Source organism: Brevibacillus sp. SIMBA_040, assembly GCF_046535075.1.
Lineage (GTDB): Bacteria > Bacillota > Bacilli > Brevibacillales > Brevibacillaceae > Brevibacillus.
The window spans coordinates 194,510-221,390 of record NZ_JAWRXI010000010.1 but is presented as its reverse complement, the minus strand read 5'-3'; the positions used below and the strand labels follow the sequence as shown (position 1 = coordinate 221,390).

Here is a 26,881-nt window from a genome sequence, read left to right as displayed (position 1 = left end):
AGAATGATGGAAGGCATCGGTAATTATCGTTTTGAGGTCAAAATGTCTGCTGATAAGCTGGAAGCAGGAGTCATTCTAAAAGTGGATGAAACTGAGCTTGATCAGATCGTGGTTATGGAAAGTGACGTGCTTCAAGCACTTCAAACACAGAAAGTGAACTTTGGCATTAAAAACGAAATCGTTCAAGCACTATGTACGACACCTGCGAAGTTTGCCAATACCTATGTAACGATTGCTACTGGTACGCCTCCAGTGGTTGGAGAAGATGGATACATTGAGTATCCGTATTTAAAAACCATACAGGAAGATCAAGGCCCTAAAGAGCTGGAAGATGGACGTGTAGATTTTTACAATGTGACAAGCATTCCGAACGTGATCAAAGGACAGTTGTTGGCGAAAAAAATTCCGGCTGGCCAAGGTAAACCAGGGAAAGCAGTTACCGGAGAGCCCATCGCTCCCAAAGCCGGCAAGGAAGCTATCTTTAAGCCTGGAAAAAATGTGGTGCAAAATCAAGAACGAACCATGATCTATGCTGCAATAGATGGGCAAGTTTCATTTACTGACCAGGAAAAGATGAATGTATTTCCCGTGTTTGAAGTAAACGGGGATGTGGATTTTGGCGTCGGCAATATCGATTTTGTGGGAACGGTGGTCATTCGCGGGAACGTATTAAATGGTTTTCGTGTAAAAGCATCTGGGGATATCCGTGTCCTGGGCAGTGTGGAAGGCGCAGAACTAGATGCTGCAGGGTCCATTGAGATTAAGAGTGGAATCGTAGCGCAAGATAAGGGCTCTATTATTGCTGGGCAGGACATTCGTACTTCCTTTATCCAAAACGCTAATGTAACCGCAGGAAATCAAGTGTTAGTTTCACAAAGCATTATGTTCTCCACCGTGCGTGCAGGTAAACAAATTATATGCAAGGGCGCAAAGGGTATTATTATCGGTGGTGTATTGCAAGCCGGGGAGAAAATCGGAGCGCGTATTTTTGGCAACAATAGTGCTACTCCAACAGTACTAGAGGTTGGGGTCAAGCCGGAGCTGCGTCAAGAACTAGCCTCCCTGCAAAAAGAATTGCAAGACGTATATGAAAATTTGCGTAAAACTGATCAGGGCTTAGGCGTGCTCAATCAAATGATGCAAGTAGCGGGAGAGCTGCCGCCTGATAAACGAGTCATGCAAATCAAGTTAACGAACACACGTTTGGTACTTGAAAAAGAGAGCAAGGCACTGGAATCCCGTAAAAAAGATGTGGAAGCCGAATTATTAGGAGAAGGTCCCGCAGCGATTGACGCTTATCACGTCATGTATCCCGGGATCAAAATGACGTTTGGCAGGCTTGTCCACTTTATCAAGCATGAGTATGCGCGTACACGTTTCATGGTGATTGACGGAGAAATTGGCAGCACTACCCTCCTTTAATATACAATCTAGTGATAGAATTGTGGGGAAGAGAGGTGTAGCCTGATGAGCTTGAAAACGGTTGAATTACAGGTTGCTTTGCCCCGTACCCTAGAAGTCACGCGTATACAAGAGCAACAACAGCAGCGCACCATGCATGAGCAGCAATCCATGATTAACCAGCGAAGAGAATTGGATGAGCATTTGCGTCAGCGGCCACATGATGTGGAACATACACAGAAAAATCAGATTCGCGAGCGGGAGCAAAGACAAGGCAAGGATGGCTTCGAACAATCAGCCTCTTCTTCAGAGGAGGAGAGGGAAGCTGGTTCAGCTGAAAGCACATCTTCTGCTTCAGTTGTCTCGATGAGAGACCCGTTGCGCGGACGTTTTATTGATATATCTTTATAATGAAGGATAGGAAAAGATAAGCCAGAAATAAAGGTGACCAACATGGACGTAGTGTACCCCATCCTAATTGGAGCTGGAGTCATTAGCATGATACTTGCCTTGTTTATCAAGAGGAAGTCACCTATTGATTCCGATTCTGCCACACAAACGGTTCGCACAACTGACAAAGCAGAGCTGGAAAAGAGCATGCAAAAGATCAGCAGGCAACTGAAACAGGAAAATGAGCGGTTGTCTGCTGATGTTCAAGATACCCGGGCAGATTTGCTGCAAGAAGTACAGCAACTCCGAAGACGGGTCGAGCAGCTAGAAAACCAAGCGAAAGAGCGACCACCAATCGTAGAAACGACAGAAGTAAAAGTTACGTCCTTGCCCAAGGAGCCAGTCATGGAGGTAGACATGCTCGCCCTTCGGGAACGCTACCGACGTGCCTTTGAGCTCGCCAAAGAGGGGCTTACCTATGATGAAATCGCCAAACGGCTTGGAGCGGGACGCGGTGAAATCGAACTGATATTCTCATTGGCAGCCAAGAATGAAAGAGGTCAAGCAGATGCATAAAAAAGAACTACTGTTCGGTTTTGGTGCTGGTCTGCTAGTCGCAACCTCCGTTCTTGGTATGCTTGCATCGCGAGAAGTAGAGCCACACCCTGTTATCACAAAGGAACAAGTCAAGAAATCTGCAGAAGAAATGCAGATGGTCATCCTTACGCCTGAGGAGTACGAGCAGTGGCAGCAGGAAAAGAAAGTGAGTGTAAAGCCAGCACCTACAGCTACAAAAGCGCCGCAGTCGCCTGCGCCCGGGCAAACAACAAAACCGGAGACAAATTATCCGAATGCTCCGCAAAAGACGATTGTAGGCCAAACAGCGGCGCCTGAGGCTCCTGGTGCTGTTGAAAAGGCAACGACACAGCCGCCTGCGCAGTCGAATTCTGTGACAGGGGCATCGGCTCCTACGCCAACACAATCTCCTGCAGCTCCAGTTGTAGAAGCGCCCAAATCGGAAAAAAAGCTTTCGTTTACTGTTCCGTATAAGGCAACTGCCGAGCAGGTAGCTCGTATTCTCGTGGATGAAGGAATTCTCCCTGCAGACAATAAATTCGTTGATCAACTACGGTCCCAAAACAAACTGAATCGAATTCGTGTAGGTACATACGAAGTGAGCGATTCGGTCACGGAAGCGGATATAGCGAAGCTGATAACTACTCCGCCAAAGAAATAAGGCGGAGTTTTTTTGCGAAAAAAATGGTATTTGTTTGTTGCAATTGAAAGTCCCGTATGATATATTCATTAACGGTGTTGAAATCGCACGTCCACCAATTCCGGCAACGGTGCTGCCAACTGGCAGAATTGCTTGGAACATGCGGTGTGACGGAGGGACGCATCACAAAAACCATTTTTGAAGGAGGTGTGAAATATGGCAGTAATTTCGATGAAACAGTTGCTCGAAGCTGGTGTACACTTTGGTCACCAAACTCGTCGCTGGAACCCGAAAATGGCTCGCTATATCTTCACCGAACGTAACGGAATCTACATTATCGACCTGCAAAAAACCGTTAAAAAAGTAGAGGAAGCGTACAACTTCGTACGTGAACTCGCTCAAGACGGCGGTAAAGTGCTCTTCGTAGGTACGAAGAAACAAGCACAAGAATCCGTTAAAGATGAAGCAGAACGCACTGGTCACTACTTTATCAACCAACGTTGGTTGGGTGGTACTTTGACTAACTTCAGCACCATCAAAAAACGTACAGGTCGCTTGGCTGATCTGAAACGTATGGAACAAGACGGTACTTTCGAAGTATTGCCGAAGAAAGAAGTAATCGTTCTTCGCAAAGAAATGGATCGCTTGGAGAAATTCTTGGGCGGTATCGCTCATATGGATAAACTTCCAGATGCTCTGTTCATCATCGATCCTCGTAAAGAGCGCATCGCTGTTGCAGAAGCTCGTAAATTGGGTATCCCAATCGTTGCAATTGTTGACACGAACTGCGATCCAGATGAAATCGACTACGTGATCCCAGGTAACGATGACGCTATCCGCGCAGTTAAGCTTTTGACTGCGAAAATGGCAGATGCTCTGCAAGAAGGCAACCAAGGTACAGAGCAACAAGCAACTACAACAACAACTGCGTAAGCAAGTGTAAAAGGGTGGACTGAGGGTGTCAGAACCCCTGTCCACCCTTTTTTGTACAGATAGGAATTTACAATATCTTATCTAGTATAAGCGTAGTCTAGGCCGTACCATAGTCATGATGAAGCTAGAATTCTAACTGAGCTCGAGGAGAATCCTTCCTCATATTCAGCAAAGAATAAGGTTGCCGAAACGTTTTCTTAACAGATGGCTTCTATGTACATTATAATGAGATCGTAACTTTCCTTAGGAGGTTTAACCAAATGGCAATTAGTGCACAATCGGTTAAAGAACTGCGTGAGCGTACAGGCGCAGGAATGATGGATTGCAAACGCGCGCTGGAAGAAACTGGCGGAGATATGGAAAAAGCAATTGACTTGCTCCGTGAACGAGGAATTGCAAAAGCAGCGAAAAAATCCGGTCGTATTGCGGCTGAAGGTCTGACAGCAACAGCAGTTGCTGGTAACGTAGCAGCTGTAGTAGAAGTTAACTGCGAGACTGACTTCGTTGCGAAAAACCCTGAGTTCCAAACACTTGTTAAAGACATCGCTGAGCACGTAGTTTCCCAGCGTCCTGCAACTGTAGAGGAAGCTCTGGAGCAACCGTTCAAAGGTGCTGGCGAGACTCTCGCTCATGTCATCAACGAAAAAATCTCCACAATCGGAGAAAACATCTCCTTCCGTCGTTTCGCTCTTTCCGAAAAATCGGATGCAGGCGTATTCGGTGCTTACCTGCACATGGGCGGAAGAATCGGTGTTCTCGTAACATTGGAAGGTACGCAGGACGAATCTTTGGCAAGAGATCTGGGAATGCACGCAGCAGCGTCCAACCCACGCTTCGCTAACCGCGAAGAAGTTTCTGCTGATGAGATTGAGCGCGAGCGCGAAGTTCTGAAAAACCAAGCACTGGCTGAAGGCAAGCCTGCAAACATCGTTGAAAAAATGGTGGAAGGCCGCCTCTCCAAATTCTTCGAAGAATACGTACTGGTTGAGCAACCATTCGTAAAAGATCCAGACAAAAAAGTATCCGCTCTGTTGAAAGAAGCGGGTGCAAGCATAAAAGAATTCGCTCGCTTCCAAGTAGGCGAAGGTATCGAGAAGAAGCAAGAAGACTTCGCAGCTGAAGTTATGGCGCAAGTAAATAAGCAATAATATTGACTTATAGGGAACACCTCCGTGTTCCCTATTTTCAAAACGAGAGTTTCACACCATGTGAAACTCTCTGCATGTAAAAAGCAAGTGTGAGCATACGCGTAAGAAGGATTGCACACAGGTAATAGAGAATGATTCATGAATGGAGGCCGTTTCACATGCCACTTCCTGCCTATAAACGGGTTGTGTTAAAGCTGAGTGGGGAAGCACTGGCGGGAGACCTCGGGTACGGTATTGACCCAAAAGTAATTTCTTCCGTTGCGAACCAGATCAAGGAAATCGTAGAGTTGGGAGTACAAGTCGCAGTAGTCGTCGGAGGAGGTAATATCTGGCGCGGACTTTCCGGCAGCTCCAAAGGGATGGATCGGGCAACAGCCGATTACATGGGAATGCTGGCAACGATTATGAACTCACTCGCCATGCAGGATGGGCTGGAAAAGGTGAACGTCCCTACACGTGTTCAAACTTCGATTGAAATGAGACAGGTAGCGGAACCATACATACGCCGTAGAGCGATTCGTCATTTGGAAAAAATGCGTGTCGTTATCTTTGCAGCGGGTACAGGCAATCCTTACTTCTCCACGGATACTACTGCAGCCCTGCGCGCAGCTGAGATCGAAGCAGAAGTGATCCTGATGGCAAAAAATAAGGTAGATGGGGTTTATTCAGCAGACCCGAGTCTCGATCCGACCGCGGAAAAGTACGACCAGCTGACTTTCCTGGAAGTACTGAACAAAGGTTTGGGTGTGATGGATTCCACCGCATCTAGCTTGTGCATGGACAACAGTATTCCACTCATCGTCTTTAACATTTCCGAAGAAGGCAATATTCGCCGTGCAGTAATGGGCGACAAAATCGGTACTCTGGTTAAGGGGGAATAATCATGCCACAATCCGTGCTAAAAGACATGGAAGATCGCATGAACAAAGCGATCGCTACGTTGAAAAAAGATCTTTCCAGCCTCCGTGCTGGTCGTGCAAATCCAGCCATGCTGGATCGTGTACTGGTTGACTACTATGGTTCACCAACGCCTATTAGCCAATTAGCAAATATTAGTGTTCCGGAGCCACGGATGTTGATTATTCAGCCATGGGATAAAGCAGCGCTGAAAGAAATTGATCGTGCTCTTCAACAATCTGATCTCGGTATATCTCCTTCAAACGATGGCGTAGTCATCCGCATGGTAATCCCGCCGTTGACAGAAGAACGCCGTAAGGATTTGGTTAAATTAGCTGGGAAAAGCGGAGAAGACAGTAAGGTTGCGATTCGCAACATCCGCCGTGATGCTAACGACGACATTAAGAAACTAGAAAAAGCTGCAACCATTTCCGAGGACGAATCTCGCCGTCATCAAGAAAGCATCCAAAAGACCACAGATAAATTCATCGCAGAAGTTGATAAGATCGTTAAGGATAAAGAGAAAGACATCTTGGAAGTGTAACACAAGGTTATCCCCCTCTGGTGAGGGGGATGTACGTCTATATCTCTCATTACGGGGGAACACTTTATGTTAGAACATCTGGCGCGCAAATGGGCCCGCAAAGAGAATCAACCAATACCAGAGGAATTGGATCGTACCGGAAAAATTCCGCAACACGTTGCGATTATTATGGACGGGAACGGTCGTTGGGCCAACATGCGCAATTTACCCCGGGTCGCCGGGCATCGGGCAGGAATGAAAACAGTAAAAGAAGTGGTCAAGGTTGCAGACGATCTAGGAGTTGGCTATGTGACCATGTATGCTTTTTCTACCGAAAACTGGAAGCGTCCAAGAGACGAAGTTGATTTTCTCATGAAGCTTCCGCAGGAATTTCTGTCGACAGAATTAAAAGAATTAATTGAACGAAACGTCCGAATTCGTATGTTAGGGAGCAAGGATGAATTACCGACGCATACGTTAAAAGCGTTAACAGAAGCAGAAGAGCGCACCTTGAACAATACTGGTCTGCAACTAAATTTTGCCTTGAACTACGGAGGCCGCGACGAAATAGTTAAAGCATTTTCAATGATGGCGTCCCAAGTAAAAGCGGGCGAACTCGACCCTGAGAAATTGGATGAAGAAGTCATTTCCCGTTACCTGTACACAAGCGATATTCCCGACCCTGACCTCTTGATTCGCACGAGTGGAGAGATTCGCTTAAGCAACTTCATGCTATGGCAATTGGCCTACACGGAATTGTGGTTTACGGACGTTCTTTGGCCTGATTTTACCCGTGAACACTTTTATCAAGCGATTGTGGAGTACCAAGGCCGAGCTCGTCGCTACGGGGCGGTATAGCCGAGAGGTGGAATCAGTTGAAGCAACGAATAATTACTGGCCTGATTGGTGGGGCGGGTTTTCTTCTCTTGATTTATGCAGGAGGAGCCTGGTACTCACTATTGGTTTTTTTACTGGCCGTCATTGGCCTGTTTGAATTCATGAGGATGGCTGGCTTACAGCCATTACATGCGGCAGGGATACTTGGATATGTGTTGATGGTAAGTATTTTGTGGCCATCCCTTGCATTTTCGAGTTGGCTGAACATCAGTATGCCGGATCTGATGTTACCAGTGCTCCTTCTTTTGTTGATTTACTCCGTACTGCGGAAAAATCAGTTTCACATTGAACACATCGCCCTTACATTAGTGGGGGCGTTATACATAGGCTATGGTTTTACGTATATGGCCGCTGCCCGCAATCTTCCGGAAGGGTTTATGCTAACTGTGCTCGTCATTCTGGCAATCTGGTCGACTGACTCTGGCGCCTATTTTGTCGGTAAAGCCATCGGTAAGCGAAAGCTTTGGCCAGAGATCAGCCCAAATAAAACGATAGAGGGCTCCATTGGTGGTTTGCTGGCGGCAGTCATCGTTGTCCTTGGTGTCAATGCTTTGCTGGGCAACTTGACATTGGCACAGGCACTGACGATCGCTTTTGTGGCAGGGATTGTCGGTCAATTGGGAGATTTGGTGGAATCAGCGTTTAAGCGCCATTTTCACGTAAAGGATTCTGGACAGCTCATTCCTGGTCATGGCGGCGTGCTGGATCGTTTTGATAGTTTTCTACTTGTTTTTCCGGTTTTGCATCTACTAGGTATCGTCTGAAACCTGTTGCATATATAGAAAGAGATATAGAAGGTGAAGGCAGTGAAAAAAATAGCACTCTTAGGTTCTACGGGTTCGATCGGAACAAGTACACTGGATGTAGTCGAAGGGCACCCGCAGGAGTTTTCTGTGGTAGCGATGGCTGCAGGAACAAATGTGGACTTGCTGGCCAAGCAGGTTGTGCAGTTTGGACCAGAGCTTGTTTCGGTAGGGAATGAACAAGCAGCATTTGAACTGAGAGAACGCCTTGGTAGTCAGGTAAAACCAGAAATTGTATACGGCGCCGCAGGCCTTGAGCAAGTAGCTCGATATGAGGCTGCCAATTTTGTGATGACGGCTGTTGTCGGGAGTGTAGGTGTTGCCCCGACTCTGGCTGCCATTGAAGCAGGGAAAACAATCGGACTTGCCAATAAGGAAACATTGGTTTGTGCTGGATCGGTCGTCACGAAAAAGGCAAGAGAAAAAGGCGTCCAAATCATCCCGGTAGATAGCGAGCACGCTGCCGTGTTCCAATGCATGCAGGGAGAGAGGCGTCAGGATGTAGAGCGAGTCATGCTGACGGCATCTGGAGGCTCCTTTCGACATTTGACTCGAGAAGACTTAAAGCAGGTAACGGTAACCGAAGCATTGGCACATCCGAACTGGAGTATGGGTGCCAAAATTACGATTGATTCTGCAACGATGATGAACAAGGGCTTTGAAGTAATTGAGGCGCATTGGTTATTTGATCTGCCTTACGAGCAAATTGAATGCGTACTCCATTATGAAAGCATCATACACTCTATGGTAGAATATAAAGACAGAGCGGTAATGGCTCAGCTGGGGACACCGGACATGAAGGTTCCAATCCAGTACGCTATGAGTTACCCGGGTAGAATGGCCTTGCCAACAGAGCCACTTGATTTAGTCAAAGTGGGCACTCTTCACTTTGCTGCCATGGATTTTGACCGTTACCCTCTGTTAAAATTGGCCTATGAGTGTGGAAAAGCTGGTGGGACTTACACGGCTGTACTGAATGCAGCCAATGAAGTAGCTGTTGATTTGTTTCTGAAGGGCTCGATTGGGTTTCTTGATATCGAAACGATCGTGAGCAAAACATGCGAAGCCCATCAAGGCATACAAGACCCTACGCTGGAGGAGATTTTTGCTGCAGATACGTGGGCACGCTCTCAGGCGCTCATATTCGCTTAAAGCATGATATGAGCTTTAGATACTCGAAAGAAAGGTGGCTGTTCACTTGCCATTTCCCAATCTGGATTCCGTTGAATCAATTCTCGCGATAGTAGTTGTTTTTGGGGCACTCGTATTCGTGCATGAACTGGGTCACTTCCTTCTGGCCAAAAGGGCTGGGATACTTTGTCGGGAATTTGCGCTTGGAATGGGTCCCAAGATTTTTCGCGTGAAGCGTGGTGAAACGGAATATACCCTTCGCCTGCTGCCCATTGGTGGGTTAGTCCGTATGGCGGGTGAAGATCCGGAAATGGATATGCTCAAGCCGCACATGGAAGTAAGTATCGAACGTGATGCGCTTGGAAAGGTAACGCATATCCTGTTAGATGGGCCGAACGCAGGCTCTCAGCGAGCTATTTCGGGTACTGTCGTACGTTTTGACCTGGAACAAGCATTGAGCTTGACCCTCGAAATTGATGGAGAACAGCGTACTTACTCGGTACATCCTCAGGCACAATTAGTGAGTGATGGACAAGAGGTTCAGATTGCTCCATTAAATAGACAGTTCAAAGGCAAAACCGTATCGCAGCGTTTCTGGGCTATTTTTGCAGGACCTTTTGCCAATTTCCTGCTGGCCTTCCTGTTGTTTGTGATGATCGGTCTTTTGTACGGTGTTCCGAATGGGACATACCTTGGAGAAGTGAGGGCAGGTGGCCCTGCTGCCCAAGCGGGACTCATGGAAGGCGACAAAGTGATCGCGATTCAAGGAAAAGCGGTTTCCACATGGAAAGATGTCGTTCAAATTATTAGCCAAGCTCCTGACAAGGAATTGACTTTTCAGTATGAGCGAAATGGACAGGTAAACACGGTTCCTGTAAAAGTAGGAAAAGACGAAAACAACATCGGCAAAATCATGGTAACGAATTCACTCACATATGCTCCCGGAGAAGTGCTAAAATACGGGGTATCGTCAACCTACGAATTTACCGTGATGATTTTGAAAAGCTTAGGCATGCTGTTTACCGGTGCTGTTGGACTGAATGATTTGAGCGGTCCTGTGGGTATTTTCAAGATGACGGGTGAATTTGCACAGCAAGGTATGGCGATTTTGATGAAATGGGCTGCCGTTTTAAGCATTAACCTAGGATTGTTCAATCTTTTGCCGCTCCCTGCACTTGATGGTGGACGGTTAGCCTTTTTGGCTGTAGAAGCATTGCGAGGACGTCCCATTGACCCACACAAGGAAGGGATGGTTCACTTTTTGGGCTTTGCATTTTTGATGCTGCTCATTTTGGTAGTAACCTGGAACGATGTGCAACGATTGTTCTTTCAATAACGTACTAACTCGGTAGAAAGAAAACAGAAAAAGCTTAAAGGATGGTGCAAAATGTACAAGCGCGAGGAGACGAAACCGGTTTTTGTAGGAGGCGTGCAAATCGGGGGCCAAAAAAGCGTAGTGATTCAGTCTATGACGACAGCGGATACGCGTGATGTAGAAAAGACACTGGCCGAGATTCAAAGACTGCACGATGTCGGTTGCCAAATTGTCCGCCTGGCCGTCATCAATGAAGATGCAGCACGCGCCATCAAGAAGATCAAGGAGCGTTCACCGCTGCCGCTTGTTGCCGACATCCATTTCGACCACAAGTTGGCCCTGATTGCCTTGGAGAGTGGAATCGATAAAATCCGCATCAACCCAGGGAATATTGGCTCCAAAGAAAAAACGCAAAGAGTCGTTGAAGCGTGCCGTGAGCGCAATGTCCCTATTCGTATTGGAGTAAACTCCGGTTCTGTTGAAAAACGACTGCTTGAAAAATACGGTTATCCATCGCCAGAAGCGATTGTAGAGAGTGCAATTGATCACGTGCAAATTTTGGAGGACCTCAATTACGACAACATCGTTATCTCCTTGAAATCGTCTGACGTACCAACCATGATCCAGACGTATTCCTTGATGGCAGAAAAGCGTAATTATCCGTTGCATGTAGGGGTAACGGAAGCAGGTACTCAATTCTCCGGAAGTATTAAATCAGCGGTGGGGATCGGTACGGTTCTATCGATGGGTATTGGCGATACCATCCGTGTATCGCTTACTGCTGATCCAGTGGAGGAAATCAAGGTAGCGAAGCAAATTCTTCGTAGCCTGGATATTGTCAACAACGATCCTGTAGTTATTGCGTGCCCTTCTTGCGGACGTTGCGCGATCGATTTGATCGGTCTTGCTACCAAAGTAGAGGATGCGATCTCTACTCTGAAAGTGCCACTCAAAGTAGCAGTCATGGGGTGCGCTGTCAATGGCCCTGGTGAAGCAAGAGAAGCGGACGTAGGTGTGGCAGGTGGAAACGGGGAGGGCCTTATTTTCCGTAATGGTGAGATTGTTCGGAAGGTAAAGGAAACAGAACTGTTCGAAGAATTAATGAAAGAAATTAACGAAATGGTCGGCGAGCAAAAACCTACAACGGTAGGGTAAAGAGCGCCACTTGCTGATGAGGCATAAGGAGGACACGCACGTGTTGAAGCAAAGTCAAATGTTGATTCCTACCTTGCGAGAAGTACCTGCTGACGCGGAGATTGCCAGCCATAAGTTGCTGCTCCGCGCTGGTATGGCTCGCCAATTGGCTTCCGGGATTTATACGTATTTGCCATTGGCAATCCGCTCGCTGCATAAAATCCAAGCCATTGTGCGTGAAGAAATGAACAACGCGGGAGCCCAGGAGCTTTTGATGCCTGCGATGCAGCCAGCAGAGCTGTGGCACCAAACGGGTCGATGGGATGTATACGGCCCGGAGCTGGTTCGTCTGCGCGACCGTCATGATCGTCCTTTTGCTTTAGGACCAACTCACGAGGAAGTAATTACGAGCTTGGTGCGTGATGAAATCAATTCTTATAAAAAGCTGCCGATCAATCTGTACCAAATTCAAACCAAATTCCGTGATGAAGTTCGCCCTCGTTTCGGTTTGATTCGTTGCCGCGAATTCATTATGAAAGATTCCTATTCGTTTGATACGACACAAGAAGGTCTGGATCGTAATTTCCAAGCAATGTACGATGCCTACACCAATATTTTCACTCGCGTAGGGCTGAATTTCCGTGCAGTAGAAGCAGATGCAGGAGCGATTGGTGGTAAAGGTACGTACGAGTTTATGGCATTGTGTGAGATCGGGGAAGATACGATTGCCTACTCCGAAGATGGCGATTATGCTGCGAATTTGGAAAAGGCAGAGGTTGTTTTCAAGCCTTCTGAAAAACCTGCTATCGAAGCACCAGCACGCGAAAAGCTACATACGCCTGGTGTGAGAACCATCGAGCAATTAGTACAAGCCCTGCAAATGGAAGCGAAACATATCATCAAGAGTCTGTTATATCGTGTAGATGACAAGCTCGTTATGGTTTTGATTCGCGGAGATCATGAGCTCAATGACGTGAAGCTGAAAAATATGTATCATGCTACCCAAGTTGGTCTGGCGTCGGAAGCTGATATTCTCGCAGTAACTGGAGCACCGGCTGGGTTTGTTGGACCAGTAGGCATTGATCCAGAAAAAGTGGAAATCATCGCCGATAACTTTGTACAAGACGTTTACGATGGAGTAGCGGGTGCGAATGAGGCAGATTACCACCTGACGCATGTAGTTCCTGGTCGTGACTTTGCGGTATCTCGTTATGCTGATTTGCGCAACATTACAGAGGGTGACGAATGCCCTCGTACTGGCAGTGAAATCAAGTTTGCGCGTGGGGTCGAAGTTGGTCACGTATTCAAGCTGGGAACAAAATACTCCAAAGCGATCGGTGCTACCTTCTTGGATGAAAATGGCCGCAGTCAACCAATGATCATGGGATGCTACGGTATTGGGGTATCCAGAACCATCGCAGCTGTGATCGAGCAGAACAACGATGAAAATGGAATCATTTGGCCAGTTGCTGTAGCACCTTTCCATGTGCATGTGATCCCGGTCAATGTTAAAGTAGAAGAACAGCGTCAAGCATGCGAACAAATTACGGAAGCACTTCGTCGTTCAGGCGTGGAAGTACTGTTTGATGATCGACCAGAACGCGCTGGCGTCAAGTTCAAAGATGCTGACCTGATCGGTCTGCCGCTCCGCATTACTGTTTCGGACAAGGCTGCACAAGAAGGTACTGTAGAAGTGCGTGTTCGCAAAAATGGGGAATCACAAGATGTTAAACTGGAAGATCTGGTCACCGAAGTAAAAGCGATGCTGGCATGTGTTGATCGCACGGGGGCAGAACTCTTCGGCAATTAATATCTAGCAGGAATGTAGAAGGATTTTGTCGAAATTTACCGGGGTACTCCCCTGATCTAAGGGAGTGCCTCTTTTTCTTTTCTAGATAGGGATTTTCCGCGAAAACGCGGTCGTACCTCCATGCGGAGGCACCGATGAAGGGTTTTTTTATCTTTGGGAGGGTGGGAAAACCGTGGACCGTTTACAAGAGCAAAAACATCGTTTCTCCCTGCTGGTGAAGCAAATGGACTTACCAGATGAGTGGGTGGAGCGTTTTTTTCTTGATGGGCAAATCGACAAGCTGGAGCTTTACAAGCAAAACAAAGAGTGGGTTTTTCACTTCACACTGCAAAGATTAGTTCCAGCTGATGTATTTGCAGCATTTAACATGCGACTGACACAAACCTTTTCACATCTAGCTAAGGTCGATGCTCATTATCGGTACCTGCAAAAGCCGCAGCTGGATCTGGTTGTGAATGAATATTGGGATCTTTTGGTTGCGGGGCTGGAGCCAAGCTTGAACTCTTTGGCAGTTACCCTTCGTTCCGCTCGAAAACAGGTCGACCAGAATGAAGTGAAAGTCTACCTGCCAACGGAGATGACGGTAGAAGTAGCGAAGCGTAAAAGAGCGGACAATGAATTGATCGCTGCTTTTCAAAAAGCGACGGATTGTACGATGCGTTTCTCGTTCCATGGGGAAGAAAGCGACGAAGCGTACAAGGCATTCGTAGAACAACGTGCTGAGGAAGAACGAGCTCTGGTGGAAGTTGTAATGACTACAGCGCAGCAGGACAGCAAGGGCTCAGATAAAGCAGAGGCCATCACAACGCTCATGATGGGCTACGAAATCAAAGACGCTCCTATTCCTATTACTGAAATTCAGGAAGAGGAACGCCGTGTTGTTATCCAAGGTACCGTGTTCAATGTAGAAGTGAAGGAGCTGCGTAGCGGACGTCATCTGCTCACATTCAACATAACCGATTACACAGACTCTCTGACTGTAAAGATGTTCTCTCGTGACAAGGAAGACGTCAAAATGCTAGAAGCCCTCAAGGATGGTATGTGGGTAAAAGCGCGCGGTAGTGTCCAACACGATACGTTTATTCGCGAATTGGTCATGAACGCAAACGATCTCAATCAAATCGAGCAGCAAATCGTACGCAAGGATACAGCCGAAGAAAAACGGGTAGAGCTCCATTGCCATACTCCGATGAGTGCGCTGGACGCGGTTGCCTCGGTAAAATCGCTCGTCTCTACTGCAGCAAAATGGGGTCATAAGGCAATTGCCGTTACTGACCATGGAGTTGTCCAGGCATTCCCGGAAGCGTATTCTGTGGCGAAGAAGAATAACATCAAGTGCATTCTTGGTATGGAAGCGTACGTCATCGAAGACGGCATTGATGTTGTCTACAATTTGAATGCCGAAAACAATTATGCGATTGATGAAAATACCGAATATGTTGTATTCGATACAGAGACGACTGGTCTGAACGCCGCTGAACATACGATTATCGAGGTAGCAGCCGTTAAGATGAAGGGCGCAGAAATTGTCGACCAATGGACAGAGCTGATCGATCCCCAACTGGAGATTGGTCCGAAAACAACAGAGATTACGGGTATTACGAATGAAATGCTGCGGGGCAAAGATACGCTGGATGTCGTTCTGCGCAAGTTTAAAGAGTTTACGGGTGATGCCGTTCTTGTCGCACATAATGCCGAATTCGATAAAGCCTTTATCAATGCATGTGCCAAAAGAATCGGAATGGAACCTTGGAATAATGCCTTTTTGGACACATTACCTTTAGCACGCATGATGTACAAGGGCATGCGCAACTACCGATTAGGGACACTCGCGAAGAAGTTTAACGTGGAGCTGATTAATGCTCACCGAGCCTTGGACGATACTGTCGCGCTAGCGCACATCTTTCAGCAAATGCTGAAGGACATCAAGGAAGCGCAGATCAAAACGATGGCAGAGCTAAACGAAAGAAGCAATGCAGAGGCGGATTACAAGAGTGGACGACCATTCCATGCTACGATTTTGGTGCAGAACAAAGAAGGCTTGAAAAATATGTACAAGCTGGTAAGTCGTTCTCATGTGGAAACCTTTTATCGTTGGCCCCGCATTCAGCGCAGTCAGTTGATCAAGTACCGGGAAGGGCTGTTAATCGGAACTGCTTGCAAAGACGGCGAGTTGATGCAAGCGATTTTGCGCGGAAAATCTATCGACGAACTGAAAGAAGTGGCTGCATTTTATGACTACCTGGAAATACAGCCAGTCGCGCAGTACTCGCCGCTTTTACGTAATGAAGAGATTCCTTCACTGGAAACGATGAAAGGCTACCATAAAATGATTGTGGACATGGGAAAAGAACTGGACAAGCTGGTCGTTGCGACCGGTGATGTTCACTTCCTCAATCCGCAGGATGAAATTTTCCGTGACGTCTTCCTGCTGTCAAAAGGGGACCCAGTAGCAGGGAACCAACCGCCCCTTTACCTGCACACGACAGATGAAATGCTGGAGTCGTTTTCATTCTTGGGAGAAGAGCTGGCACATGAAATCGTCGTAAAAAATACGAATGCCATCGCTGACATGATCGAAGATGTCAGTCCGATTCCAGACAAGCTGTACACGCCAATCATCGAAGGTGCCGATGACGAGCTAAGACAAATGTGCTACGACAAGGCTCGACATCTCTACGGGGATCCTTTGCCTGAGATTGTAGAGAGCCGTTTGGAAAAAGAGCTGACAAGTATTATTAAGCACGGTTTCGGCGTTATTTACCTGATTTCACAGCGCCTTGTTACAAAATCCCTGAATGATGGTTATCTCGTAGGATCACGGGGTTCCGTAGGCTCTTCCTTCGTTGCAACGATGTCCGAAATTACCGAAGTAAACCCGCTGCCACCACATTATCGGTGTCCAAATTGCAAGCATAACGAATTCATCACGGACGGTTCGATCGCTTCGGGATTTGACTTGCCGGATAAAGAATGTCCTTCTTGCGGTACTAGCTATGCGAAGGATGGGCAGGATATCCCATTTGAAACATTCCTTGGATTTAAAGGGGATAAAGTTCCCGATATCGACTTGAACTTCTCTGGTGACTATCAGCCAAGAGCACATAAATATACCCAAGAGCTGTTCGGGGTGGACTACGTCTATCGCGCCGGAACGATTGGTACGGTAGCTGAGAAAACAGCTTACGGTTATGTTCGCAAGTATGCGGATGAGCGCGGAATGACGCTGCGCAATGCGGAGATATCGCGAATTGTGAACGGCTGCACCGGCGTGAAAAGAACGACTGGGCAGCATCCAGGGGGAATCATTGTTGTTCCTTCCTACATGGAAATTGAAGATTTTTGTCCAATCCAGTTCCCAGCAGACGACAATGAATCAGAATGGCGCACGACACATTTTGACTTTCACTCCATTCACGATAACTTGTTGAAGCTCGATATTCTCGGTCACGACGATCCGACCGTTATCCGGATGCTGCAGGACTTGACCGGCATGGACCCGAAAACCATACCGCTCGATGACAAAAAGACGATGTCCATTTTCAGTACAACAGAGGCACTCGGCGTGACACCTGAGCAAATCGGAACCAATATGGGGACACTGGGGATTCCAGAGTTCGGTACCAAGTTCGTTCGTCAAATGCTCGAGGATACGAAGCCTACAACGTTTGCGGAGCTTGTTCAGATTTCTGGTCTGTCCCACGGTACTGACGTATGGCTAAACAATGCACAGGACTTGATTCGTAACGGAACGTGCAAGCTGCCTGAAGTTATTGGTTGTCGTGACGATATCATGGTGTACTTGATTTATAAAGGGCTGGAGCCGTCTCGTGCTTTCAAAATAATGGAGTCGGTTCGTAAAGGGAAAGGCGTTCCGGAAGAGGATCAGGAGGAAATGCGTAATAACAACGTGCCGGATTGGTACATCCAGTCCTGCCAGCGGATTAAATACATGTTCCCGAAGGCCCACGCCACGGCATACGTGATGATGGCTGTGCGGATCGCGTATTTCAAGGTGCACCGTCCGCTTGAATTTTACGCTACGTATTTTTCTGTTCGCGCCGATGACTTTGACATTCCACTCATGGTAAAAGGGTCAGCAGCCATCAAACAGAAAATCGAGGAGATCGAGGGTAAAGGTCACGACGCACAACCGAAGGAGAAAGCGTTGCTCACTGTTTTGGAGATGGCGCTGGAGATGGTCGAGCGGGGCTTCCGCTTTGCCAATGTGGACTTGTATGCATCTGATGCTTCCCGTTTCCTAATTGACGGGGATTCCCTGATCGCTCCTTTCAATGCACTGCCTGGACTCGGGACAAACGCCGCGATCAGCATAGTCAATGCGAGAAAAGAAGGTGAGTTCCTCTCCAAGGAGGACCTTTTGTCACGTTCCCGGATTTCCAAGACGATTTTGGAGTATTTAGAGGAGCAGGGCGCTTTGAAAGGATTGCCAGAGTCCAATCAGCTATCCTTGTTCTGATGCAGGGTCGGGACGCCTGCAACTATCCAAAGGTTGTCAGCGGAGGGCTGTTATGCTATAATTTTTTTGGAAATACTGGTTTTATACGCATGGCAGATCGAGAGTGGGGAAACCCACTCTTTCTTTCTGGATACACCTCATGGTTCAAACGATAAGGAGGTACTTGCTTGAGCAAGGTAACGGACATCGTCACCGAACTGGTCACGCCCATTGTTGACGAATTGGGTCTGGAACTGGTTGACATCGAGTACAAAAAGGAAGGCAGCAACTGGTTTCTGCGCGTGTTTATCGACAATGAAACTGGCAACATCGACATTGATGACTGCGGCCTTGTCAGCGAGAAGCTGAGCCAAAAACTAGACGAAGTAGATCCGATTCCTACTGCATACTTCTTGGAAGTATCGTCACCGGGTGCAGAGCGCCCGTTGCGGAAGGATAAGGATTTTACAAAGGCTGTCGGCAGGCACGTACACATTACAACCAAAGAGCCGATAGAAGGAGCTAGCGTGTTCGAGGGCGAACTGATATCCTTCGAGGACGGAAAATTGACTGTAAAAGAACCAAAGAAAACGTATGTCATTTCCCTAGAGCAAATTGACACAGCCCGCATGGCAATCGTTTTTTAACCGTATCGGAACTGATAAGCATCTTGTTAGAACCGATACACAAGAATCACTTTCCGCTAAGTAGCGGACGTTCATCCATGAAGAGGTCTCGATAGAGGTTTTCTTAACGTATAAGAATTTATAAGCAAGATGCTTATGAATTCTGGAGCGCATGGAAACTTTCCGCTGAAACGCGGTCGTACTTCCATGAAGAGGCTTCGATAGAGGTTTTCTTATAGTCTAGGCCGGTGGTAAGTAAAGGAGGAGGCAACGAAAGTCATGAACGGCGATTTTATCGAGGCTCTAGAAGCCATTGAGAGAGAGAAAGGCATCACCAAAGACGTACTGATCGAGGCCATCGAAGCGGCTCTTATCTCAGGATACAAACGTAACTTCAACTCGGCCCAAAATGTGCGGGTGGATGTAAATCGTCATTCTGGTATGGTACGCGTGTACGCACGGAAAAACGTAGTAGAGGAAGTACTTGATCCAAGGCTCGAGATTTCACAGGATGCAGCGCAGGAGATTGATCCTAACTTCCGTTTAGATGATATCGTGGAAATCGAAGTAACACCTCGTGACTTCGGACGTATTGCCGCTCAAACAGCGAAGCAAGTCGTTACCCAACGCATTCGTGAAGCGGAGCGCGGTTTGATCTATAGCGAGTTCATCGAGCGTGAAGACGATATCGTAACCGGGGTCGTTCAGCGTATGGACGCTCGCAACTACTACATTGATTTGGGCAAGGCAGAAGCAGTCATGCCGCTCACTGAAAAAATGCCTTCAGAAGAATTCAAATCACAAGACCGTGTGAAGGCATATATCATCAAGGTAGAAAAAACCACAAAGGGACCGCAAATCGTCGTATCCCGTACCCATCCAGGACTTTTGAAGCGCCTCTTTGAATTAGAAGTGCCAGAAATCTACGATGGCGTGGTAGAAATCAAATCGGTTGCTCGCGAAGCTGGAGACCGTTCAAAAATTGCGGTTCATTCGATCAATGAGGATGTAGATCCTGTAGGTGCATGTGTAGGTCCAAAAGGCATGCGTGTACAAACAATCGTCACCGAGCTAAAAGGTGAGAAGATCGACATCGTACGCTGGTCTGAAGATCCGGCGGAATATGTAGCGAATGCACTTAGCCCTGCAAAGGTCCTTCATGTAGAAGTAAACGCGAGTGAAAAAGTGACGCGTGTCATCGTGCCGGATTATCAACTGTCCTTGGCAATTGGCAAACGCGGTCAAAACGCTCGACTGGCTGCCAAGCTGACTGGCTGGAAGATCGACATCAAGAGCGAGTCTCAGGCAGATCAAGAAGGCATCGTCTATCCAAAGGCTGTAGAGGGCGATGAAGGGGCGGACAACGAATAATCATGAAGCAAAAAAAAATCCCTTTGCGTAAATGCATTGTTTGCCAAGGAATGTTCCCAAAAAAGGAATTAATCCGCGTGGTCCGGACGCCAGAAGAAGAGATCGTCATTGATCTGACGGGAAAGGCGGCAGGACGCGGTACCTATGTGTGTCGGCAGGATAGCTGTCTGAAGCCGGATACGTTCGCATCGGGAAAATGGAAAAAAGTACTGGAACGTGCCCTCAATATGTCCATCTCCCAAGAGAAATATGATGCTTTCCGTGAAAAATGGCTGGAGATGATGGGACAATGATTCCTAAAGCAGCTCAATTACTCGGATTGGCTATGCGAGCGAGAAAGGTCGTTACTGGAGAAGAACAAGTCATCACAGCTGTTCGGAACGGTCAGGCTCATATCGTATTACTCGCTGGCGATGCATCTGAGAATACCGCTAAAAAGGTAAAGGATAAATGTTCCTATTACGGTGTTTCGTGTGTAACCACTGGCGACCGACATTCACTGGGACACGCAATCGGAAAAGATGGGCGCGTTACTGTGGCGGTAACCGATGGGAAATTGGCCGAAAGCATTCAGCGTCTGCTCACCTAACTTTCGAAAGGGTGAAGATCTATTGAAGACACGTGTGTATGAATATGCCAAACAGCACAACATGAGCAGTAAGGAAATCCTCAATTTGCTAAAGCGTTTGAACATAGAAGTAGCGAATCATATGAGTATCATGGAAGAAGGGACGATCAAGCGGATCGAGGATCACATGGCCAAATTGCGATCCAGTGCGAAGCCGGAAAATCGCAGTACGCCTGTAGATACAAGACCAAAGCAAACGGACGATCAACGACGCCCCAACGACTCCAGAGGACAACAGATACGGCCCCAGCAGCAATCGGGTCAAGGCCTTGCATCAGCGCAGCCTAGAACTGAACGACCGGCAGATCGTGATCGTGGAGGTAATAGCCCGAGCAACAATCGTCCTGCTGGAAACAGCACCAGTGGCAACCGACCCGATCAACAAAGTCCTCAACATGGAAAAAATCAGGGGAAGAATCAGGAGAGAAAACCAAACAATATGAGAAGTCAACCCGCAAAACCGACTGACCGTAAGCCGCAGACGAATAGCCAACAGAGACCACAGAATCAACAAAAACCACAGAATCAACAAAGACCGAATAATAACCAACAACGTCCTCAAAATCAGCAGCGTCCTCAAAATCAACAACAACCGTCCACTGCTGCGAATCAAACTGAAGGACGCACAGGTGAAGATTTTGAAGATAAAGTAAAACTCCCGTCAAACGTTGGAATTGAAAAGCGCGAGAAAATCAAAAAAGGTCCGCAGACTCAAAAAACGTTTGAAGACAATAAAAAGAGCCAGCCTTTCCGTGGTGGAAACAACCGTTATCAAAACAATCGCCGTGGAAACAATTCGCGTGGACAACAAAAAGCACCACGTCCTGTATTGGAGCCACCAACAAAGATTACGTTCACTGATTCTTTGACGGTCAATGAACTCGCACTTAAACTGCGCAAAGAACCGGCTGAAGTCATCAAAAAGTTGTTTAATTTGGGGATTATGGTTACGATCAATCAATATTTGGATCGCGATGCCATCGAGCTGGTGTGTACAGAATACAACATCGAAGTAGAAGAAAAAATCATTATTGACGAAACCAATTTTGAGACGCTGGAAGAAGTCGATGCACCTGAGACTTTGGTTGAGCGCCCACCAGTTGTTACAATCATGGGTCACGTTGACCACGGTAAAACAACCTTGCTTGACGCCATTCGCTCTACAAACGTAGTTGCAGGTGAAGCAGGCGGTATTACACAGCATATCGGTGCATACCAAGTTGAAATCAAAGGAAAGAAAATCACGTTCCTGGATACACCAGGTCACGCAGCGTTCACCACTATGCGTGCTCGCGGTGCGCAAATTACTGACGTGACGATCCTAGTTGTCGCAGCGGATGACGGCGTAATGCCACAAACCGTAGAAGCGATCAGCCATGCGAAGGCAGCGAACGTTCCGATTATCGTAGCTGTGAACAAGGTAGATAAGCCGGAAGCAAACATTGATCGTATCAAACAAGAATTGACTGAGTACGAATTGGTAGCGGAGGAATGGGGCGGCGAAACAATCTTCTCTCCATTGTCTGCAAAACAGCGTACGGGTATCGAGGAACTGCTGGAATACATCCTTCTCGTTTCCGAGGTTCAGGAGCTCAAAGCAAATCCTGACAAGCGTGCCCGTGGTACTGTAGTTGAGGCAGAGCTTGATAAAGGCCGCGGTCCTGTCGCTACGATCTTGGTTCAACAAGGTACACTTCGTGTCGGAGATCCAATCGTAGTAGGTTCCGCTTTCGGTCGTGTCCGTGCGATGGTTAATGACAAGGGCCGTCGTCTGAAAGAAGCAGGTCCATCTACTCCTGTAGAAATTACAGGCTTGAACGATGTACCACAAGCAGGCGATCAATTCCGTGTCTTTGAAGATGAGAAAAAGGCTCGTGCAATCGGGGAAGCGCGCGCATCCAAGCAGCGGGAATCCGAGCGTCGTGAAAACACACGCGTATCGCTGGATGATCTGTTCCAACACATTCAGGAAGGCGATATTAAAGAGCTGAATCTGATTGTGAAAGCAGACGTACAAGGTTCGGTAGAAGCCCTGCGTGGTTCCTTGGAAAAAATCGATGTCAATGGTACTCGCGTGAAAATTATTCACACAGGTGCAGGTGCGATTACCGAATCCGATGTGACCCTCGCAAACGCATCCAATGCGATTATCATTGGTTTCAACGTACGTCCTGAGCCGAATGCACGCAGCATGGCAGAACAAGAGAAGATCGATATTCGCCAGCACCGTGTTATTTACACTGTAATTGAAGAGATCGAGCAAGCACTGAAAGGCATGCTGGATCCAGTCTACAAAGAGAACATCATTGGTCAAGCGGAAATTCGTGAAGTGTTCAAGGTTTCCAAAATCGGTAACATTGCAGGCTGCTATGTAACGGAAGGTAAATTGAGCCGCGATGCTGGTGCTCGTTTGATCCGTGAAGGCATCGTGATTTACGAAGGTAAGCTTGACACATTGAAACGCTTCAAAGATGATGCCAAAGACGTAGCTGCGGGTTACGAGTGCGGCTTGACCCTGGAACGCTTCCAGGATCTCAAGGTAGGCGACGTAGTCGAAGCATTCGTCATGGTTGAAGTGAAGCAATAATGGTAGCAGGGGTGCAGATCGAACTTCTTCTGCCCGCTTGCCAAAACTTGAAAGAGAAACGGGCCATCGTCAAAAGTCTGATCGGTAAGCTGCGGAGCCGCTTTAATGTCTCCGCGGCAGAGGTGGCTTACAATGAGCAATGGCAGCGTACCGTTTTGGGTATCGCTGCCGTTGCTAATGAAATATCCTTTTTACAAGAAGAGTTACAGGCTGTAATCCGATTAGTGGAAATTCATCCCGGCGTGGAGTTGATTCACGTGGATACGGAATACTACGACTAATGCAGCCAGTGGAGGTGGAAAGAAATGAATAAAACACGGATTAGCCGCGTAGGAGAAGAGATCAAAAAAGAACTCAGCCTCGTTTTGCAACGCGGTTTGAAGGACCCTCGCGTAGGCTTTGTTACAGTAACAGACGTAGAAGTGAGCAGCGACCTGCAACTGGCAAAAGTATATGTCAGCATTTTTGGTAGTGAAGAGCAGCGCAAAGCATCTTTGTCTGGTCTGACAAAAGCGAAGGGATATCTTCGCACAGAAATCGGTAAGCGAGTAAAACTGCGCCATATTCCTGATTTTGTATTTAAGCTGGACGAGTCGATCGACTACGGCAGCAAGATTGAGTCAATCCTACGGGAAATCTCTACAGATGAGGAAAAGCAGAATGAATCCTAATCGACAATTTGTTCGGGAAGCGGCCCTTTTCATGCGGGAGCATGACCGCTTCCTGGTTCTTTCTCATATCAACCCGGATGGAGATGCAACAGGCTCTGCTCTGGGTGTTGTGCTAATACTGGAGCAATTAGGCAAAGAGTATGTAGTAGTCAATGAAGGAGAAACACCAGTCAAGTTTGCGTTCTTGCCGCGTTTCAATCGCCTTCGTAATCTCCGAAAACAACCGCTGGAGGAAAAGTTCGGGGCCGTAATCGCCGTAGACTGCGCAGATGAGTCGCGGATGGGCGATGTACGGTCTTTATTTGATTCTGGCGCTCGCTTGCTAAATATTGACCACCATCCAACGAATGATGGCTTTGGTGATGTCAATTTGATTCAAACGGATGCGGCGGCAACCGCACAAATCTTGTTTGAGGTAGCGGAGGAATTGGGAGTTACATTTAACGAGGAGCTTGCTCTTTGCATCTATACGGGCTTGCTCACGGATACAGGTGGATTCCGTTATTCCAACACCTCTCCACGCGTGATGGAGATCGCCTCAAGACTGCTTGGCTACGGTGTTAAGCCCGGTGAGGTTGCGGAGCGTTGCCTGGAAGAGATCACCTTTGCCCATGTAAAAATCCTCCGACGCGCTCTGCAAACACTGGAGCTCTCCCATCAAAACCAGATTGCTTCCATTACGGTTTCTCTGACTGATTTTGAAGAAACGAATGCGGAGCGGGAGGATGCAGGCGGCTTGGTAAACTATTGCCGTAATATCGAGGGAGTAGAGGTAGGCGTCTCCTTTGTGGAATCCGAGCCGGGTGTAGTAAAGGTCAGCATGCGTGCTCGTGATCGTGTGGATGTTTCCCTCGTGGCAAAACAGCTCGGCGGAGGAGGCCATGCCAAAGCGGCTGGCTGCACAATCCGCGGCTCTCTGGCTGAGGTAAAGCAAAAAGTAAGCCGCGTCCTGGAAGAAGCAGTAGGAGTGAAAAGTGATGAGTAACATAAACGGCGTGCTGGTCATCGACAAGCCGGCAGGTATGACTTCACACGATTGTGTTGCACGTATTCGTCGATTATATGGAACCAAAAAGGTAGGGCATACAGGCACGCTTGATCCTGATGTGACTGGAGTACTGCCGATTTGTGTAGGGAACGCAACGAGGCTCGTAGAGTACCTGCAGGAGCTGCCAAAGCGTTACGATGTTGTCATGAGACTCGGCTCAACTACGACAACAGAGGATGCTTCTGGTGAAGTTATCGAACATGCGGCAGTTGATCCAACTACGATAACAAAAGAGCGTATCGAAGAATTGTTCGGTTCGTTCTTGGGAGAAATCGAGCAAGTGCCACCGATGTATTCCGCGGTTAAGGTCAACGGAAAAAGACTGTATGATCTGGCCAGAGAAGGCACCGTAATTGAGCGACAGGCACGGAAGGTAACACTGTACGAGTTGACCCTGCATGACATCCGGGTGGAAGGCGATGCGGTAGATGTATCATTTACCTGCACCTGCTCAAAAGGAACCTATATGCGCACCTTATGTGTTGACCTTGGGCGTGCACTGGGTTATCCTGCCCATATGAAGCTGTTACGGCGAATTAAAAGCGGCCCGTTCGTAGAAGGAGAATCCATCCCGCTCGAACAATTGGAACAACAGGCTGCAGAGGGAAAAGACATTACCCAAAAATTAGTCTCAATCCCACAAGCAATTTCGTTTTTACCGTCCTTTCAAGTAAAACCGGAGCGCACAAAAGCAGTGCGAAATGGATTGGCTACTGCACTTCCGGGGGTCACTGCCGAAGAAGGCAGTCTGATCTGCCTCTTCTCCGGAGACGAATTGCTCGGTATCCATCGTGTATGCCGTGGGGATAAAGGCTTGTTCGCCAAAGCAGAAAAAGTCTTTCCAGCAGAGGTGTAACCGTGAAAACGATCTGGCTTACCTATCCATTACCAAATGATTTGCAAGCAAGTCCTTGTGCGATTGCATTGGGGTACTTTGATGGCGTACATATTGGTCATCGCCGGGTCATTCAAAAGGCGATCGATACAGCAAAGGCAAATGGTTGGCAAAGCACGGTGTTGACCTTTGATCCTCATCCACGTGAAGTTCTGGGACAAAGCGGATATACGCGTTATCTTACTCCCCTTGCTGACAAACTGGAGCAATTCGAAAAAATGGGCGTAGATACTACCTACGTAATGAAATTCGATATTGGCTTCGCAGCGGTCTATCCAGAAGACTTCATTGCGGAGTGTATGCTCCCTCTAGAGTGTCGTCATGTTGTCGTCGGATTTGACTATACGTTTGGCCATCGAGGTATGGGTACGGCTCATACATTGCAGGAGATGAGTCAAGGACGCTACGGATTGGACATTATTGGTCCGGTAAATCGTCTGGGTGAAAAAGTGAGCAGTACCATCATTCGTGAGTATTTGCACCATGGGGATGTAGAGCAGGTGCGTCATTTGCTCGGACGCCCTTATAAGGTGCGCGGCACAGTGGTACACGGAGATAAGCGGGGACGGACAATCGGTTTCCCAACTGCCAATGTACGAGTAAACGAGCCTTACCTGATCGGCAAGAATGGGGTTTACGGTGTACGTTTTACCGTAGATAAACAGAGCTATTATGGTGTGATGAATGTAGGGATAAAGCCTACATTTGAGCTGGAGAAGAAAGAAAAATCACTAGAAGTGCACATTTTTGAGTTCTCTGGTGAAATTTACGACAAAGAAGTAGAAGTAGAATTCCTCTTCTACATTCGAGAGGAACAGAAATTTGCTGGAGTCGATGCGTTAATTGCGCAAATCGGACGCGACGTACAGACTGCCAAGCAAAAATTTGCAGATTGAATCTCTTAAAGGATTCTCTTTGCTTTTCAAAATTCCCTGTGCTATAATTCATAACGTTGTACAGATAACCGTAGCTTGGCTGTCCGATGCTCACCGACGGCA

General features: G+C 47.5%; 25 protein-coding genes. All 25 read left to right on the top strand.

What is annotated here, in order from left to right:
* Positions 1 to 3 precede the first annotated feature (3 nt).
* Complete coding sequence (locus tag SB752_RS18705) at positions 4 to 1,422, top strand: flagellar assembly protein A (protein ID WP_410717098.1); 1,419 nt, start codon at positions 4 to 6, stop codon at positions 1,420 to 1,422.
* Positions 1,423 to 1,467: 45 nt separating this feature from the next.
* A complete protein-coding gene (locus SB752_RS18700) occupies positions 1,468 to 1,812 on the top strand; it encodes a hypothetical protein (RefSeq protein ID WP_410717097.1) in 345 nt (114 codons plus the stop codon).
* A gap of 42 nt (positions 1,813 to 1,854) precedes the next feature.
* Positions 1,855 to 2,367 carry a DUF6115 domain-containing protein gene (locus SB752_RS18695; RefSeq protein ID WP_410717096.1) on the top strand — a complete coding sequence of 171 codons (513 nt, stop codon included), beginning with the start codon at positions 1,855 to 1,857 and terminating at the stop codon, positions 2,365 to 2,367.
* Positions 2,360 to 3,028 carry a DNA polymerase III subunit gamma/tau gene (locus SB752_RS18690; RefSeq protein WP_410717095.1) on the top strand — a complete coding sequence of 223 codons (669 nt, stop codon included), beginning with the start codon at positions 2,360 to 2,362 and terminating at the stop codon, positions 3,026 to 3,028. Before SB752_RS18695 ends, SB752_RS18690 begins: the two co-directional genes overlap by 8 nt.
* Positions 3,029 to 3,223: 195 nt before the next feature.
* On the top strand, positions 3,224 to 3,940 hold the full coding sequence (rpsB, locus tag SB752_RS18685) for a 30S ribosomal protein S2 (RefSeq protein ID WP_289136432.1): 717 nt from the start codon (positions 3,224 to 3,226) through the stop codon (positions 3,938 to 3,940).
* A 260-nt stretch (positions 3,941 to 4,200) separates the two neighbouring features.
* Positions 4,201 to 5,088 (top strand): translation elongation factor Ts, encoded by an 888-nt coding sequence (gene tsf, locus SB752_RS18680; protein WP_410717094.1) that lies wholly within the window; start codon positions 4,201 to 4,203, stop codon positions 5,086 to 5,088.
* A 158-nt stretch (positions 5,089 to 5,246) separates the two neighbouring features.
* A complete protein-coding gene (gene pyrH / locus SB752_RS18675) occupies positions 5,247 to 5,969 on the top strand; it encodes a UMP kinase (protein ID WP_213022393.1) in 723 nt (240 codons plus the stop codon).
* A 2-nt stretch (positions 5,970 to 5,971) separates the two neighbouring features.
* Positions 5,972 to 6,529: a ribosome recycling factor gene (frr, locus tag SB752_RS18670; protein WP_213022392.1), complete on the top strand. Its 558-nt coding sequence runs from the start codon at positions 5,972 to 5,974 to the stop codon at positions 6,527 to 6,529.
* Positions 6,530 to 6,595: 66 nt separating this feature from the next.
* Positions 6,596 to 7,366 (top strand): undecaprenyl pyrophosphate synthase, encoded by a 771-nt coding sequence (gene uppS, locus SB752_RS18665; protein WP_410717093.1) that lies wholly within the window; start codon positions 6,596 to 6,598, stop codon positions 7,364 to 7,366.
* A 17-nt stretch (positions 7,367 to 7,383) separates the two neighbouring features.
* Complete coding sequence (locus SB752_RS18660) at positions 7,384 to 8,169, top strand: phosphatidate cytidylyltransferase (RefSeq protein WP_289136428.1); 786 nt, start codon at positions 7,384 to 7,386, stop codon at positions 8,167 to 8,169.
* A 42-nt stretch (positions 8,170 to 8,211) separates the two neighbouring features.
* Positions 8,212 to 9,360 carry a 1-deoxy-D-xylulose-5-phosphate reductoisomerase gene (locus SB752_RS18655; RefSeq protein WP_410717092.1) on the top strand — a complete coding sequence of 383 codons (1,149 nt, stop codon included), beginning with the start codon at positions 8,212 to 8,214 and terminating at the stop codon, positions 9,358 to 9,360.
* Between the two features lie 46 nt (positions 9,361 to 9,406).
* Positions 9,407 to 10,675 (top strand): RIP metalloprotease RseP, encoded by a 1,269-nt coding sequence (rseP, locus tag SB752_RS18650; protein ID WP_410717091.1) that lies wholly within the window; start codon positions 9,407 to 9,409, stop codon positions 10,673 to 10,675.
* Between the two features lie 51 nt (positions 10,676 to 10,726).
* Entirely contained in the window at positions 10,727 to 11,809 is a 1,083-nt protein-coding gene (ispG, locus tag SB752_RS18645; RefSeq protein WP_103105982.1) for a flavodoxin-dependent (E)-4-hydroxy-3-methylbut-2-enyl-diphosphate synthase, read from the top strand.
* 43 nt (positions 11,810 to 11,852) lie between these two features.
* A complete protein-coding gene (locus SB752_RS18640) occupies positions 11,853 to 13,598 on the top strand; it encodes a proline--tRNA ligase (protein ID WP_410717183.1) in 1,746 nt (581 codons plus the stop codon).
* 172 nt (positions 13,599 to 13,770) lie between these two features.
* Positions 13,771 to 18,078, top strand: coding sequence for a PolC-type DNA polymerase III (locus tag SB752_RS18635; RefSeq protein ID WP_410717090.1), 4,308 nt, complete (start codon positions 13,771 to 13,773; stop codon positions 18,076 to 18,078).
* A gap of 167 nt (positions 18,079 to 18,245) precedes the next feature.
* Positions 18,246 to 18,704, top strand: a complete 459-nt coding sequence (rimP, locus tag SB752_RS18630; RefSeq protein WP_103105985.1) for a ribosome maturation factor RimP — start codon at positions 18,246 to 18,248, stop codon at positions 18,702 to 18,704.
* A 258-nt stretch (positions 18,705 to 18,962) separates the two neighbouring features.
* Positions 18,963 to 20,054, top strand: a complete 1,092-nt coding sequence (gene nusA / locus SB752_RS18625; RefSeq protein WP_410717089.1) for a transcription termination factor NusA — start codon at positions 18,963 to 18,965, stop codon at positions 20,052 to 20,054.
* Positions 20,055 to 20,056: 2 nt separating this feature from the next.
* Complete coding sequence (gene rnpM / locus SB752_RS18620; RefSeq protein WP_410717088.1) at positions 20,057 to 20,347, top strand: RNase P modulator RnpM; 291 nt, start codon at positions 20,057 to 20,059, stop codon at positions 20,345 to 20,347.
* A complete protein-coding gene (locus tag SB752_RS18615; protein WP_410717087.1) occupies positions 20,344 to 20,643 on the top strand; it encodes a YlxQ family RNA-binding protein in 300 nt (99 codons plus the stop codon). Before rnpM ends, SB752_RS18615 begins: the two co-directional genes overlap by 4 nt.
* Positions 20,644 to 20,665: 22 nt before the next feature.
* Positions 20,666 to 23,269, top strand: a complete 2,604-nt coding sequence (gene infB, locus SB752_RS18610; RefSeq protein ID WP_410717086.1) for a translation initiation factor IF-2 — start codon at positions 20,666 to 20,668, stop codon at positions 23,267 to 23,269.
* Positions 23,269 to 23,550 carry a DUF503 domain-containing protein gene (locus SB752_RS18605; protein WP_410717085.1) on the top strand — a complete coding sequence of 94 codons (282 nt, stop codon included), beginning with the start codon at positions 23,269 to 23,271 and terminating at the stop codon, positions 23,548 to 23,550. Before infB ends, SB752_RS18605 begins: the two co-directional genes overlap by 1 nt.
* Positions 23,551 to 23,574: 24 nt before the next feature.
* Positions 23,575 to 23,940, top strand: a complete 366-nt coding sequence (rbfA, locus tag SB752_RS18600; RefSeq protein WP_049738817.1) for a 30S ribosome-binding factor RbfA — start codon at positions 23,575 to 23,577, stop codon at positions 23,938 to 23,940.
* On the top strand, positions 23,930 to 24,925 hold the full coding sequence (locus SB752_RS18595; RefSeq protein ID WP_410717084.1) for a DHH family phosphoesterase: 996 nt from the start codon (positions 23,930 to 23,932) through the stop codon (positions 24,923 to 24,925). The genes rbfA and SB752_RS18595 overlap by 11 nt, the downstream gene beginning before the upstream one ends.
* Positions 24,918 to 25,844: a tRNA pseudouridine(55) synthase TruB gene (gene truB, locus SB752_RS18590; RefSeq protein ID WP_410717083.1), complete on the top strand. Its 927-nt coding sequence runs from the start codon at positions 24,918 to 24,920 to the stop codon at positions 25,842 to 25,844. Before SB752_RS18595 ends, truB begins: the two co-directional genes overlap by 8 nt.
* Positions 25,845 to 25,846: 2 nt before the next feature.
* A complete protein-coding gene (locus SB752_RS18585) occupies positions 25,847 to 26,779 on the top strand; it encodes a bifunctional riboflavin kinase/FAD synthetase (RefSeq protein WP_410717082.1) in 933 nt (310 codons plus the stop codon).
* Positions 26,780 to 26,881 lie beyond the last annotated feature (102 nt).